Origin of the sequence: Agromyces mediolanus (assembly GCF_014648575.1) — a bacterium.
Taxonomy (GTDB): domain Bacteria; phylum Actinomycetota; class Actinomycetes; order Actinomycetales; family Microbacteriaceae; genus Agromyces; species Agromyces mediolanus.
The window spans coordinates 421,113-434,515 of record NZ_BMRJ01000001.1 but is presented as its reverse complement, the minus strand read 5'-3'; the positions used below and the strand labels follow the sequence as shown (position 1 = coordinate 434,515).

General features: G+C 71.4%; 12 protein-coding genes. 4 read left to right on the top strand and 8 right to left on the bottom strand.

Annotation, left to right across the window (positions count from 1 at the left end; translation table 11 throughout):
• The coding region (locus IEY71_RS01925; RefSeq protein ID WP_189083623.1) for a DNA repair protein RadA at positions 1 to 1,029 on the top strand (1,029 nt) is incomplete at its 5' end.
• Positions 1,030 to 1,072: 43 nt separating this feature from the next.
• Here the strand turns inward: IEY71_RS01925 and IEY71_RS01920 are convergent.
• Complete coding sequence (locus IEY71_RS01920) at positions 1,073 to 1,480, bottom strand: dehydrogenase (protein ID WP_189083622.1); 408 nt, start codon at positions 1,478 to 1,480, stop codon at positions 1,073 to 1,075.
• Between the two features lie 69 nt (positions 1,481 to 1,549).
• On the opposite strand from IEY71_RS01920, the gene IEY71_RS01915 reads away from it, so the two are divergent.
• On the top strand, positions 1,550 to 2,209 hold the full coding sequence (locus tag IEY71_RS01915) for a pentapeptide repeat-containing protein (protein ID WP_189083621.1): 660 nt from the start codon (positions 1,550 to 1,552) through the stop codon (positions 2,207 to 2,209).
• A gap of 23 nt (positions 2,210 to 2,232) precedes the next feature.
• The gene (locus IEY71_RS01910; protein WP_189083620.1) at positions 2,233 to 2,484 is read left to right on the top strand and encodes an SHOCT domain-containing protein; all 252 of its coding nucleotides are present in this window, start codon (positions 2,233 to 2,235) and stop codon (positions 2,482 to 2,484) included.
• Between the two features lie 27 nt (positions 2,485 to 2,511).
• On the opposite strand, the gene IEY71_RS01905 is transcribed toward IEY71_RS01910, so the two are convergent.
• The 5 genes from IEY71_RS01905 to IEY71_RS01885 form a co-directional block, all read right to left on the bottom strand.
• Positions 2,512 to 2,856 carry a hypothetical protein gene (locus tag IEY71_RS01905; protein ID WP_189083619.1) on the bottom strand — a complete coding sequence of 115 codons (345 nt, stop codon included), beginning with the start codon at positions 2,854 to 2,856 and terminating at the stop codon, positions 2,512 to 2,514.
• A 77-nt stretch (positions 2,857 to 2,933) separates the two neighbouring features.
• Positions 2,934 to 3,575 carry a hypothetical protein gene (locus IEY71_RS01900; protein WP_189083618.1) on the bottom strand — a complete coding sequence of 214 codons (642 nt, stop codon included), beginning with the start codon at positions 3,573 to 3,575 and terminating at the stop codon, positions 2,934 to 2,936.
• 73 nt (positions 3,576 to 3,648) lie between these two features.
• Positions 3,649 to 4,152: an amino-acid N-acetyltransferase gene (locus tag IEY71_RS01895; RefSeq protein WP_189083617.1), complete on the bottom strand. Its 504-nt coding sequence runs from the start codon at positions 4,150 to 4,152 to the stop codon at positions 3,649 to 3,651.
• Positions 4,153 to 4,254: 102 nt separating this feature from the next.
• Positions 4,255 to 6,783, bottom strand: a complete 2,529-nt coding sequence (locus tag IEY71_RS01890) for an ATP-dependent Clp protease ATP-binding subunit (protein ID WP_189083616.1) — start codon at positions 6,781 to 6,783, stop codon at positions 4,255 to 4,257.
• A gap of 164 nt (positions 6,784 to 6,947) precedes the next feature.
• Positions 6,948 to 7,394 (bottom strand): hypothetical protein, encoded by a 447-nt coding sequence (locus IEY71_RS01885; protein ID WP_189083615.1) that lies wholly within the window; start codon positions 7,392 to 7,394, stop codon positions 6,948 to 6,950.
• A 91-nt stretch (positions 7,395 to 7,485) separates the two neighbouring features.
• On the opposite strand from IEY71_RS01885, the gene IEY71_RS01880 reads away from it, so the two are divergent.
• The gene (locus IEY71_RS01880) at positions 7,486 to 8,535 is read left to right on the top strand and encodes a pirin family protein (RefSeq protein WP_189083614.1); all 1,050 of its coding nucleotides are present in this window, start codon (positions 7,486 to 7,488) and stop codon (positions 8,533 to 8,535) included.
• A 108-nt stretch (positions 8,536 to 8,643) separates the two neighbouring features.
• Here IEY71_RS01880 and IEY71_RS01875 read toward each other — a convergent pair whose 3' ends face one another.
• A complete protein-coding gene (locus IEY71_RS01875; protein WP_189083613.1) occupies positions 8,644 to 11,715 on the bottom strand; it encodes a M14 family zinc carboxypeptidase in 3,072 nt (1,023 codons plus the stop codon).
• 215 nt (positions 11,716 to 11,930) lie between these two features.
• Positions 11,931 to 13,400: a cardiolipin synthase gene (gene cls / locus IEY71_RS01870; RefSeq protein ID WP_189085029.1), complete on the bottom strand. Its 1,470-nt coding sequence runs from the start codon at positions 13,398 to 13,400 to the stop codon at positions 11,931 to 11,933.
• Positions 13,401 to 13,403 lie beyond the last annotated feature (3 nt).

Below are 13,403 nucleotides of genomic sequence, written 5' to 3'. Positions count from 1 at the left end.
GTCGCCGCGGGCGGCCGCCGCGTGCTCTACGTCAGCGCCGAGGAGTCGGCCGCCCAGGTGCGGCTGCGCGCGGGCCGCACGGGCGCCCTGCACGACGAACTCTACCTCGCCGCCGAGGCCGATCTCGCCACGGTGCTCGGGCAGATCGACGAGGTCTCCCCCGAACTGCTCATCGTCGACTCGGTGCAGACGGTCGCGAGCTCCCTCGTCGACGGCCTGCCGGGGCAGCCGAGCCAGGTGCGCGAGGTGGCCTCCACGCTCATCCGCGTCGCGAAGGAGCGCGATCTGCCGCTGCTCCTCGTCGGTCACGTCACGAAGGACGGCACGATCGCCGGTCCCCGCCTGCTCGAGCACCTCGTCGACGTCGTGTGCCACTTCGAGGGCGACCGGCAGACCTCGCTGCGCTTCGTCCGGGCGCTCAAGAACCGCTTCGGCCCCACCGATGAGGTCGGTTGCTTCGAGATGACCGGCGACGGCATCGCCGAGGTGCCCGATCCGTCGGGCCTGTTCCTCAGCCGCGCCCGCACCTCGGTGAGCGGCACCTGCGTCACCGTGGCCCTCGAGGGGCGCCGGGCACTGCCGGTCGAGGTGCAGGCGCTCGTCGTCGCGACGAAGGCGCCGCAGCCGCGTCGCGTGGTGAACGGCGTAGACCCCTCACGGGTCGCCATGATCCTCGCCGTGCTCGAGCGGCGGGCTGGGCTCAAGTCGCTCGGCGAGCACGACGTCTACGTGTCCACCGTCGGCGGGGTGCGCCTCGTCGAGCCGGGCGCCGACCTCGCCATCGCCGTGGCCATCGCCTCGGCCATGCGCGACCGGGCCGTGCCGCACGAGCTCGCCGCCTTCGGCGAGATCAGTCTCGCCGGCGAGGTGCGTCCCGTCGCGGCGGCGACGCAGCGCGCCACCGAGGCCCGCCGACTCGGCTACACCTCGATCCTCGACGTCGAGGCGGGCAGTGTGCGCGCCGCCGTCGAACGCGCGATGCTGGCCGCCAAGGGCGCCCGCGAGCGCGAGCTCGACGCCGCGTTCTGAGCTCGTCGGCGGATGCGCTCGTCCTCGAATGCGGCGGCTTGAGCTACGCCTCGAGCGCCCGCAGCAGCTCGCCCGGGGGCGCCTGCATCGGGTGCGGCCCGGCGATGTCGAGGAACACCGTGGTGATCGTCGACTCGTAGCGCTTCAGGAAGCTGCGCAGCCAGCCCGGGCTCTGCAGCCCCACCGCGGGCGGCAGGTTCGCCGGCTTGTGCGCCGCGTCGCTGAACAGCAGCAGGGCGACCTCGCCGGTCTTCGGATCGCGGTAGGTCCAGACCTCGCCGCCGTCGAGCGGGCGGTCGCGCGGGCCGGGCTTCACGAGCGGCACGACGGTGTTGCCGTGACGCAGGGCGAGGGCGACCGCCGCCATGTCCTGCCGTTCGAGCGCCTCCGCGAGCGCCTGCGAACGGAACTCGAGGGGCTCCTTGGCCTTCTTCTTGCCCGTGCCTGCCATGCCTCCAGCGTAGCCGCGCGCGGACGCACGCCCGGCCGGGATGTCGGTCGCGGCCGATAGCGTGCAGCCATGCCCAAGCCCACCCGTGCGCCCCAGATCGACCCGCTCCGCCTCGACGACCTTCAGCCCGGCGATCCCGGCGAACTCGGGCCGCAGCGCACCGTCGAGGGGCTCCGCTTCGTCGACGCCGAGGTCGAGGGCGGCGACTTCTCCGGCGCGACGTTCTCCGAGTGCGAGCTCGTCGGCTGGCACGCGCACGAGGCCTCCTTCCGCAGCACCCGCTTCCTCGAGACGCGCATCGAGCGGCTCAACGCCCCGGTCTTCTCCGCGGCGCGCGCGACGTTCCGCGACGTGCGCATCGAGGGCTCACGCATCGGCTCCGCCGAGCTCTACGACGCCGAGCTGCACTCGCTCGTCGTCGAGCAATCCAAGCTCGGCTGGGTCAACCTGCGGGCCGCCGAGCTGCGCGACGTCCGCTTCCAGGGCTGCAGCTTCGACGAGCTCGACCTCGGCGAGGCCACCCTCGCCCGGGTCGCCTTCGAGGACTGCACGGTCGGCGAGCTCGTCGTCACGCGCACGACCATGCAGGACGTCGACCTGCGCGGGCTCGACATCCGCGCCATCCGCAGCCTCGAGGGCCTCGCCGGCGCCACGATCGACTCGCAGCAGGCCGCCGCCCTCGCCGAGCACTTCGCCGCCCAGCTCGGCCTGCGCATCGAGGACCGCTGACCCGCCGGCGTTAGGCTCGTGCCATGTTCATGGGATTCGACGGCTGGCACGCGCTCATCGTCCTCGGCATGGTCCTCGTGCCCCTCGCCATCGTCGCGGTCATCGTGCTCGTCGTCGTGCGCGTCTCCCGCAGCAGCGCACCCCCGGCATCACCGGTCGCCCCGGCCCCGAGCCCCGCTGAGCGCCTTGCGCAGCTCGACCGGCTGCGCGACGAGGGCCGCATCAGCCCGACGGAGTACGAGCAGACCCGCGCGCGCATCCTCGGCGAGCTGTAGCGGCAGAGATACCGCTGCACAGTCGACTCAGGGCCGATGCGGCTTCCCCTCCGCTCGAACGAATGGCACCGTCGCGGTCGAGGCGACCTCATTCGGGTCACTCCCGAGCAGGCGAAGCAAGGCCGCCGTGCGCGGGACATCGAACCGGCTCGCCGGCTGCTCATCTCCTTCGACGAAGATCTCGAGGTGACGCCCCCGAGCGTGCTCCTCGGCCCATCGGAGCACCTCGCCGACGTCTCGGGCGCCGATCAGGACGAATGCGTCGAGGTTCCATGCGCGCTCGGCAGAGGTGCGCTCCCAGAAGTGCACTCGGAAGGAAGGCGACCCGATGGATTGGCGAGGCTCGGCGTGGACGGTTGCAACGACGCGCATCCCCTCACCCTCCTGGCCGTGGCGCCGCTGCTGCGGCGGCCCAGTGCTGAACCCTTCTGCGCCGCGAGGCTCGCCCCCTAGTACAGCAGGAACTGCTTGGTCTCGGCCGAAGCGATCCCGTCCACGGTGACCTCGAGGTGGTACGAGGCGCCGTCGGCCGGCACGGCCTCGCGCGCGCCCGTGCAGGTGTCGGTCGAGGAGCGGGTGCGGTCCCAGACGATCGGCACGGCCGAGCTGACCGGGGTGCCCGGCGTGAGCGAGACCTGTGCGTCGATCGCGTCGCTCTGGCAGTCGCTCGACCGCCAGTAGACCTCGTCGCCGCTGCTGATGGTGAACTCCTGCGCGGCGGTGCCGGCGTTCAAGACGCAGACGTTCTTGCCCGTATTCGTGATCGACACGGAGAGCTGCGGCTGCTCGCCCGCCTGGTACTGCCCCATGTCGGTGACCGCCTCGACGAGCACCTGCGAGGGGTCGCACGGGGCGCCGTCGGCGGCGGTCTCCTCGGTCGGGAGGACCGTCTCCGGGGCCGTGCTGGCCGGGGAATCCGTCGTCTTCGCCGCCGGCGGGGCCGTCTTCTCGTCGCCCTGGCTGGAGCCCGGGCGCACGATGACGAGCACGATCGCGACGATCACCGCGACGACGCCGAGCAGCACCATCAGCCGGCGACGCCGGTACACCGCGGGCGAGAGCCGCCCGTTCGGTGCAGGGTTCGTCGACATGGCCACAGGGTACGTCCAGCGGTGCGGCGCGGGCGGAAGGCACGCGGCGCGCCGGGGCATCCCCCAGCTGGGCTCAGAGGTGCTTCAGCATGCGCGTGTTGCCGAGGGTGTTCTGCTTCACGCGGGCGAGGTCGAGGAACTCCGCGACGCCCTCGTCGTGCGAGCGCACGAGCTCGGCGTACACCTCGGGGTCGACGGTCTCCTCGCCCATGTCCTCGAAGCCGTTCCGGCCGAAGAAGCCGACCTCGAAGGTCAGGCAGAACAGCCGCGACAGCCCGAGCTCGCGGGCGTCGTGCTCGAGGGCGTCGAGCAGCGCGCGCCCCACGCCGCGGCCGAGCCACTCCTCGGCGACCGCGAGGGTGCGCACCTCGCCGAGGTCCTCCCAGATCACGTGCAGGGCGCCGGCCCCGATGACGCGGCCGTCGGCGTCCTCGGCGATCCGGAACTCCTGGATCGCGCCGTACAGGTCGACCCGCTCCTTGCCGAGCAGGATTCGTCGGCTGACGAACGGCTCCACGACGTCGATGATCCTCGGCACATCGCTCGTGCGCGCCCGGCGCACCGTGAAGTCGGTCATCGCCCAATCGTAGGACCGCCCGGCTCGCCGACGGTAAACGGGCGGAAACGGCGGATGCCCCGTGCTCGTCGAGCACGGGGCATCCGGAGTCGGCCGGCGGGACTACTCGCCGGAGGCGGCCGCCAGGTCGGGCGTCGCCGAGCCGGTGCCGATCGCCGCGTTGGTGTTCACGCCGACGTTCGCGGGCAGGGCCCGCTGCGTCGTCACGAAGACGAACTCGCCGTCCTGGAAGTCGACCTTCACGTGGTCGCCCGAGTTGAGCTCGCCGTGCAGGATCTTCTCGGAGAGGCGGTCCTCCACCTCGCGCTGCACCGCGCGGCGCAGCGGCCGGGCGCCGAGCGCCGGGTCGAAGCCGACCTCGATCAGGCGGTCCTTCGCCTCGGAGGTGAGCTCGATCGTCATGTCGCGGTCGAGCATGCGCTCGCCGAGCCGCTTGATGAAGAGGTCGACGATCTGCTTGAGCTCGGCCTTCGACAGCTGCGGGAAGACGATGATGTCGTCGACGCGGTTCAGGAACTCCGGCTTGAAGTGCTTCTTCAGCTCCTCGTTGACCTTCGCGCGCATGAGGTCGTAGCCCGTGCGCGAGTCGCCCTCCATCTGGAAGCCGACGGGGCCGCCCGAGATGTCCTTCGTGCCGAGGTTCGTCGTCATGATGATGACGGTGTTCTTGAAGTCGACGACGCGACCCTGACCGTCGGTGAGACGACCCTCCTCGAGGATCTGCAGGAGCGAGTTGAAGATGTCGGGGTGCGCCTTCTCGATCTCGTCGAAGAGCACGACGGAGAACGGCTTGCGACGCACCTTCTCGGTGAGCTGGCCGCCCTCCTCGAAGCCGACGAAACCGGGAGGGGCGCCGAACAGGCGCGAGACCGTGTGCTTCTCGCCGTACTCCGACATGTCGAGCGAGATCATCGCCGCCTCGTCGTCGAAGAGGAACTCGGCGAGCGCCTTGGCGAGCTCGGTCTTGCCGACGCCCGTGGGGCCGGCGAAGATGAACGAGCCCGAGGGGCGCTTCGGGTCCTTGAGGCCGGCGCGGGTGCGGCGGATCGTGCGGCTGAGCGCGGCGATCGCGTCCTCCTGGCCGATGACGCGCTCGTGCAGCGCCTTCTCCATGAAGACGAGGCGGCTCGACTCCTCCTCGGTGAGCTTGAACACCGGGATGCCGGTGGCCTGGGCGAGCACCTCGGCGATCAGGCCCTCGTCGACGACCGCGGTGGTCTTGACGTCGCCCGACTTCCACTGCTTCTCGAGGCGCAGCCGCTCGCCGAGGAGGTTCTTCTCCTCGTCGCGGAGCGAGGCCGCCTTCTCGAAGTCCTGCTCCTCGATCGCGGTCTCCTTCGCGGAGCGCACGGTCGCGATCTTCTCGTCGAACTCGCGCAGCTCGGGCGGGCTCGACAGGATCGAGAGGCGCAGGCGGGCGCCGGCCTCGTCGATCAGGTCGATCGCCTTGTCGGGCAGGAAGCGGTCGGAGATGTAGCGGTCGGCGAGGTTCGCCGCGGCGACGATCGCGCCGTCGGTGATGGACACCTTGTGGTGCGCCTCGTAGCGGTCGCGCAGCCCCTTCAGGATGTTGATGGCGTGCGGCAGGCTCGGCTCGTTGACCTGGATCGGCTGGAAGCGGCGCTCAAGGGCCGCGTCCTTCTCGAAGTGCTTGCGGTACTCGTCGAGGGTCGTCGCGCCGATGGTCTGCAGCTCGCCGCGGGCGAGCAGCGGCTTCAGGATCGAGGCCGCGTCGATCGCGCCCTCGGCCGCACCGGCGCCCACGAGGGTGTGGATCTCGTCGATGAAGACGATGATGTCGCCGCGGGTGCGGATCTCCTTCGTGACCTTCTTCAGGCGCTCCTCGAAGTCGCCGCGGTAGCGGCTGCCCGCGATGAGCGAGCCGAGGTCGAGCGAGTAGAGCTGCTTGTCCTTCAGCGTCTCGGGCACCTCGCCCTTGACGATCGCCTGCGCGAGGCCCTCGACGACGGCGGTCTTGCCGACGCCGGGCTCGCCGATGAGGACGGGGTTGTTCTTGGAGCGGCGGGAGAGGATCTGCATGACCCGCTCGATCTCCTTCTCGCGCCCGATGACCGGGTCGAGCTTGCCCTCGCGGGCGGCCTGCGTGAGGTTGCGGCCGAACTGGTCGAGGATCTGTGAGCCGCCCTGGGCCTGCTGCTGCTCGTTCGCGCCGACCTGCACCTGCTCCTTGCCCTGGTAGCCGGAGAGGAGCTGGATGACCTGCTGGCGCACGCGGTTGAGGTCGGCGCCCAGCTTCACGAGCACCTGGGCGGCGACGCCCTCGCCCTCGCGGATGAGGCCGAGCAGGATGTGCTCGGTGCCGATGTAGTTGTGGCCGAGCTGCAGCGCCTCGCGCAGCGAGAGCTCGAGCACCTTCTTCGCGCGCGGCGTGAAGGGGATGTGCCCGGTGGGCTGCTGCTGGCCCTGGCCGATGATGTCCTGCACCTGCTCGCGCACGGCGTCGAGCGAGATGCCGAGCGACTCGAGCGCCTTCGCGGCCACGCCCTCGCCCTCGTGGATGAGGCCGAGCAGGATGTGCTCGGTGCCGATGTAGTTGTGGTTCAGCATCTTGGCCTCTTCTTGGGCCAGGACGACGACACGGCGGGCGCGGTCGGTGAATCTCTCGAACATCATCAACTCCTCGTCGACGCCGGCTGTGTGGGCATCGATACAACGAGCGTAAACAAGGCGGATGGCTCGCGGGGCGCTGTTCGCCGTGGGCGCACCGGACTTGACGAACGACGACGGGCCGCCGGCGCACGCAGCGCCGACGGCCCGTCGGGTGACCCGGATCCCTACTTGATGGGGAGGACGAACTTCTCGTCGCCGAGGAGCACCGTGAGCTTCTCGGTCGTGGTGACGTTCATCGGGGTCCAGAAGACGGTGGTGTGCGGCACGTAGTCCATGGTGCAGGGCGTGGTCGCGTCGGGCTCGGGCACGACGATCTCGACCGTGTTGCCCTCGCCGGCCGGCTTCAGCACCTTGATGTCGGTGCCGACGACCGGGCAGGTCGAGGAGCCGAAGGTGGTGACGGCGAGCTTGCCGCCGAGCTCGAGCCACTGCGCCTGCAGCGCGCTCTCGTCGCCGCCGGTCTCGTGGCCGGACTCGCCGTGCTCGGCCTCGGGCAGGCCCGGGAAGTTCTCGACCGGGCTCGTGCCCGGCGCGCACGCCGAGAGGAGGAAGACCGATGCCAGCGCAGCAGCGGCCAGCGACGCACGACGGATGCCCGTGGAAGAAACCATAGGCCGATTCTATCGGCTAACCAGAACCGGGTTGAAGCGGCGCACTGGGGGCTCGCCGGACCGCTCATCCGGCGGGCATAGGATGCCTCGCATGAGCAACCTCGAGCGCGACCCGGTCGAACTGCGATGCCACGCCGAGGGCGCCGGGGCCGCGATCGAGGTGCTCCGCCCGCGTGACGTGCCGCTCGGCGGCCCGCGCGCCATGCCGGTGCGGCGCACCCTGCCGCAGCGGGGCCGCACGACGATCGGCGCGTGGTGCTTCGCCGACCACTACGGGCCCGACGACGTGGCCGAGACCGGCGGCATGGTCGTGCCGCCGCACCCGCACACGGGACTGCAGACGGTGAGCTGGCTGTTCCAGGGCGAGATCGAGCACCGCGACTCGACCGGCAGCCACGCGCTCGTGCGGCCGGGCGCGGTGAACCTGATGACCGCGGGCCACGGCATCTCGCACTCCGAGGTGTCCACGCCGGCGACCACGACCCTGCACGGGGTGCAGCTCTGGGTCGCCCTGCCCGACGGCTCGCGCGACGTGGCCCCCTTCTTCGAGCACGCCGAGGTGGGCGAGGCGAGCGTCGACGACGCCGTCGTGCGCGTCTTCGTCGGCACCCTGCCCGGGCTCGACGACGAGGCCGCCGTCACGGTGTTCACCCCGCTCGTCGCCGCGCAGATCGACCTCCCGGCCGGCGGCGAGGCCTGGATCGAGCTCGACGCCGGCTTCGAGCACGGCATCCTCGTCGACCGCGGTCCCGTGCACCTCGCGATCGCCGCGACCGAGGACGAGGACCTCGAGGCGATGGTCGGCGGCGACCCGCTCGCCGTCGCCGGGCACACGGCGACGCTCGAGCGCGCCGAGCTCGGCTACCTGCCGCCCCGGCACGAGGGCGTGCGGCTCCGGGCCGGGGCCGAGCCGGTGCGCGTCGTGCTGCTCGGCGGCACGCCCTTCGGCGAAGAGCTCGTGATGTGGTGGAACTTCATCGGCCGCAGCCACGAGGAGGTCGCCGAGTTCCGCCGGCAGTGGCAGGCCGAGGTGATCGGCCGGGACAACCCCGACGGGCGCTTCGGCACGGTCGCCGGCTACCCGGGCGACTCCCTGCCGGCGCCCGAGCTGCCGACCGTCCGGCTCAAGCCGCGCAGCTGACGGCACCGCGCCGGGCCTGAGCGGCGCGGGAACGACGAAGGCCGTCGCCGACCGGGATGCCCCGGCCGGCGACGGCCCGTTCGGGGGCGCGCATCGCGCCCCCGAGGGTCACTCCGCGGTGCCCGCCCCGCGGCGACGCAGCCGCTGGATCACGAGCGCCGCCGCTCCGAGGAGGAGCACGCCGGCGGCGATGCCGATCGGCAGCGCGACGGAGGCGCCGGTGTCGGCGAGGTCGCCGGCGGTCGACGAGCCCGTGCCGGAGCCGTTCTGGCCGCCGCCGTTCTGACCGCCGTTCTCGCCGCCCGGGCCCTCGGTCTCGGGCGCGACGATCGCGAGATCGTCCCAGCCGATGAGGGTGCCGTCCGCGGCGATCACCGCGAGGCGGTGGGCGCCGAGCGGCGCGCTCGTCGGGATCGTCGCCCCGTAGCCGTCGCCGTCGACAGTGGCCTCGCCGAGCGGCATCGGCTCGGAGAACAGCACCGTCTGCACGACCGCCCCGTCGAGGGCGGCGCCGACGGTCACCCGGATCGTCTCGCCCGGCTCGGCCTCGGCCGGGACGCGCACGGTCCCGCGCGCCTCCTCGACAAGGTCCTCCGCCGTGACCGGCGCGACGACCGCCGCCCCGTCGCCGCCGACCCAGAACAGGCTGCGGGCGATGTCGGGGTAGGACCCGACGGGGTGGGTGCGGAAGTTCACCGAGGTGCCGAACAGCACGACGCGCGATCCGCTCGGGCCGGTCGCCGTGACGACGGAGGCCTGGTTCGCGGCATCCGCCGCTCCGCGGCCCGCGGTCGCCCGCCAGTGGCCGGCGACGAAGGTCGACTCGCCCGCGTACGTCTGCTCGACGCTCGCGTTCTCGCCGAGCCCCGTGTACCAGACGGCGGGGTAGACGAAGGCGGTGTCCTGCGGATGCGTCGCGAGCAGGCCGCCCTCGGCGTTCGCCACGCGGACGATGCCGTTGGAGCCGTTCGTGCCGCTCGTGGCGGTCACCGTGACGAGCCCGAACTGGTTCGCGAAGTTCGCGATCGCGGTGCCCTTGCCCGCGACGCCCTTGCCGGCCGCGAGGAACTCCGCGACCCGGTCGGCTCCGCCCGCGTTGCCGCCCGTGAAGGCGAGGTTGCCGCCCACCCAGAGCACGTCGGCCTGCGACAGATCCGCCTCGCCGGAGGCGATGGTCGCCGCCGTCACGAGCCGGATGTCGGTGAACCCGAGGCGCTGGAGGGTGACCCGGTCGTCCTGGTTGCCCGAGTAGGCGACGGTCAGCCGGTCGAGCCCGCGGCTCGCCTCGGTGCGCAGGCGCATCCCGTCGGACGCGGTGAACGCGACGCCGTACGCGTCGGCGACCACCTGGGCCGCAGCCCGGTCGCTGCCGCGGACGATGACGTCGCCGTTCTCGAAGGCCGAGACCGCGACGCCCGCGTCGAGCAGGGCGTTGACCGCCTGGTACTCGGCGGCGCCCGCGGTGGCGAGCTCGAGGTACGCGCCCTCCGGCACCGAACCGGTCGGCGCGGCCGCATCGACCGGCTCGACGGCCACCGGCAGCGCGGCGTCGTTCGTCGCGCCGACGGTCAGCACGTCCGCGCCCCACAGCAGGGCGAGGCTCCACGCGGAGATGTCGTACATGTCCGAAGTGCGCTCGGAGATGTCCGATCCGTCCGCGAGGAGCACGTTCGCCATGCCGCGCAGCGGCTGGTGCATGTCCACGACGTAGCTGCCTGCGGCGACCTCGGCGCCCTCCACCGTGAAGGCGGCGGTGGCGCGGGAGACCTCGACGCCGTTCGCGATGAGCTGGTCGACGAGGCGCGCGGCGTCGGTGTCGGAGCGCTGGCCGGCGCCCATCGGGATCACGTAGGCGCGGGGCAGCTCGGCCGTGAACTGGTCGGCCTCGCTCCAGATCTCGGCCCACTGGTCCGGGCCGGGGATGGTGGTCGGGTCGGCGCCGACCGGGATGGTCCGGAGCGGCTCGCCCGCGTCGCCGCGGCGGAAGATCTCGATCTGGTTCTCGAGCAGCGCGGTCGAGTTGCCGGCGGCGTAGTCGACGGCGGTCTCGATCACGACCTTCGCGACCTCGACGTTCACGCGGGTGTTCGCCTGGTTCGTCTCGGTGTTGTTGGTGCGGCCGAGCGGCAGCTCGACGGTGTTCGTGATCGCGCCCTGGTACGCGATGAACTGCGGCGTGAAGATCGGGGGCCAGTCGTCCCAGCCCTCGCGCACGTCGCGGTAGGGGATCTTGATCTTCCCGGTGTTCTCGGACGTCGGGCGGCCGTCGGCGCCGAGGTAGGTGTTCCCCTCGATGTTCGCGGCGACCACGGCCTGCTCGATCTCGAGCGCGGCCTCGTACGCGTGCGGCAGGAAGAGGTCGTACTCGTAGTTCTCGCCGTGCGGCGGTCCGCAGGGCTCGATCTGGAGCACGCTCGTGTAGCCGTGCAGGTCGACGTAGAAGGTCGGCTGGATGACGCCGACGAGGTCGCGGATGATGCGCGCCTCCGGGGTGGCGCCCGTGATCATGTCGCGGTTGGCGTCGAAGCCGTCCGCGTTCGCACGCTGGCCGAGGGCCCGCCCGTCGGGGTTGTTCGTCACGGTGAAGTAGATGCGGTACCGGTCGAGCAGCGCCCCGACTTCCTCGATCGGCGCGGTCGCGAGCTTCTCGATGTAGGGCAGGACGCCGTCGGTGCCCTCCCACTCGTTGCCGTGGATGTTCGCGTTGAACCAGATCGGCACCTTGTAGCCGGCCATCAACTCGGCGTCGTCGGCGGCGGCCTGCGCGTCGTGCTTGATCTCGTCGCGCCAGGCGGCCTGCTGCGCCGTCTGCTCGGCGGTCTCGGGCGCGGTGATGGTCACGAGGTGGATGTCGCGGCCCTGCACCGACTGCCCGACGACCTGCACCGAGATGCGGTCGCTCTGCGCCTGGAGCGCGTTCAGCTTGGGGGCGATCGCGTGGTACGGCACGGCGCCGCGGGCGATCGAGGCGTCGCTCGGCAGCTCGGCGACGAGCGGGAGCTCGAGCTGGGAGGGGTAGGACGCCGGGGGCGCCACGAGCGGGGAGATGGGCGTGGTGATGGGGAGCGCGCTCGGACTCGGCGGCGTCGGTGCCGCCTGCGCAGGGAGGGACCCGGAGAACAGGGTGGTCGCGACGAGCGCGGCCACCCCGACCCCGGAGGCAAGCTGATGGAACGACATTGTTCTCCAGTTCGTCTTCGGCGGAGGTCACAGAGAGCTGCCGCATCCGGGTCGACGGATGCCGGCGGCGCCACGTCTTGGGGGATGATCAAGAAACGGACGCGCTTCGAGTCTGGCACGCAGCGACCATGCGATTGGAGGCGCGTATCGCAATATTCGTGCGCGTTTCTCGCTCGAAGTGTGCGAAGTTGCGCGAATCCGGCCGTCGCGACGAACTACTGCAGCGCCGAGGTGAGCCTCGCGAGGTTGTCGAGCACGGTCGAGCGCAGCGGCTGCTTCATCCACTCGTCGAGGGTGAGCTCGCGGCTGTCGCGACGGTAGCCGTCCTCGATCTGACGCATCTCGCGCACGAAGGACGAGCCGCGCACGAGCAGCGACACCTCGGCGTTGAGCTCGAAGGAGCGGATGTCCATGTTCGAGGAGCCGATGACGGCGACCTCGTCGTCGACGGTGAAGTGCTTGGCGTGCAGGATGTACGGCGCCTTGTACATGTAGATGCGCACGCCCGCCCGCAGCAGCGCCTCGTAGTAGGAGCGCTGCGCGTGGTAGACGAGGGCCTGATCGCCGATCTCGGAGACGAAGAGCTCGACGTGCACGCCGCGCTGGGTGGCGCCGCTGATCGCGCGGAGCATGGCCTCGTCGGGCACGAAGTACGGCGAGGTGATGATGAGCTTCTCGCGGGCGGCGTAGAGCAGCGCGAGGAAGAGCTTGAGGTTGTTCTCGTTCGGGAAGCCCGGGCCGGAGGGCACGACCTGGCAGTCGAGCGCCTGCGCCTCGCCCGGCTGCGAGAACGCCCCGTCGAACTCGTCGCGCTGCGGCGGCTCGTCGGTCTCGAGGTACCAGTCGGTCGCGAAGATCGCGTCGAGGCCGGAGACGATCGGGCCCTCGAGGCGCGCGACGAGCTCCTTCCACTTGAGCCCGCGCCGCTGGTTGCTCTTCTTGTTGTAGCTGCGGTCGATGACGTTCTGCGAGCCGAGGAAGCCGACCTCGCCGTCGACGACGAGGATCTTGCGGTGGTTGCGGAGGTCGGGTCGCTGGTACTTCCAGCGCCACGGCTGCACGGGCAGCATGAGCTGCCACCGCACGCCCAGCTCGTCGAGCTTGCGGAGCGTCTGCCGGTAGCCGGCGACCCGGGCGGAGGCGATGTGGTCGAGCAGCACCCGCACCTCGACGCCGCGGGCGACGGCCGCACCGAGGGCGTCGAAGAAGGCGGCCGTGGTGCGGTCGTAGGCGAAGATGTAGAACTCGACGTGCACGTAGCGCTTCGCGTCGTGGACGGCGTCGGTCATCGCCGCGAGCGAGCCCTCGTAGTCGCCGATCAACTGGGCGCTGTTGGAGCCGATCAGCGGCATCGCGCCGAGGTTGCGGTTGAGCCGCACGACGCCCGCGAACCAGTCGGGCCAGCCGGACGGGTCGCTCGCGCGCTCGACGCCGTGGGTGGACTCGCGGATGAAGCGGTCGACCTCGGCCTGCCGCTTGCGGCGCCCGCGCGGCAGCTTGGGGTTGCCGATGAGCAGGAAGAAGAGCACCCCGAGGATCGGGATGAAGAAGATGGCGAGGAGCCAGGCCATGCCGGCGGTGGGCCGGCGGTTGCGGGGGACGACGATGACGGCGACGACGCGCACGACGAGATCGATCAGGATGACGATGCCGGCGGCGATCAGCGCCACCTGCTCCCCCGTGATCAC

Excerpts from the sequence above, each read along its gene's own strand:
- IEY71_RS01920 (WP_189083622.1), bottom strand. The coding sequence starts at position 1,480 with ATGGCAGGCACGGGCAAGAAGAAGGCCAAGGAGCCCCTCGAGTTCCGT.
- IEY71_RS01900 (WP_189083618.1), bottom strand. The coding sequence starts at position 3,575 with ATGTCGACGAACCCTGCACCGAACGGGCGGCTCTCGCCCGCGGTGTAC.
- IEY71_RS01905 (WP_189083619.1), bottom strand. The coding sequence starts at position 2,856 with ATGCGCGTCGTTGCAACCGTCCACGCCGAGCCTCGCCAATCCATCGGG.
- IEY71_RS01915 (WP_189083621.1), top strand. The coding sequence starts at position 1,550 with ATGCCCAAGCCCACCCGTGCGCCCCAGATCGACCCGCTCCGCCTCGAC.
- IEY71_RS01885 (WP_189083615.1), bottom strand. The coding sequence starts at position 7,394 with ATGGTTTCTTCCACGGGCATCCGTCGTGCGTCGCTGGCCGCTGCTGCG.
- IEY71_RS01880 (WP_189083614.1), top strand. The coding sequence starts at position 7,486 with ATGAGCAACCTCGAGCGCGACCCGGTCGAACTGCGATGCCACGCCGAG.
- IEY71_RS01875 (WP_189083613.1), bottom strand. The coding sequence starts at position 11,715 with ATGTCGTTCCATCAGCTTGCCTCCGGGGTCGGGGTGGCCGCGCTCGTC.
- IEY71_RS01895 (WP_189083617.1), bottom strand. The coding sequence starts at position 4,152 with ATGACCGACTTCACGGTGCGCCGGGCGCGCACGAGCGATGTGCCGAGG.
- IEY71_RS01910 (WP_189083620.1), top strand. The coding sequence starts at position 2,233 with ATGTTCATGGGATTCGACGGCTGGCACGCGCTCATCGTCCTCGGCATG.
- IEY71_RS01890 (WP_189083616.1), bottom strand. The coding sequence starts at position 6,783 with ATGTTCGAGAGATTCACCGACCGCGCCCGCCGTGTCGTCGTCCTGGCC.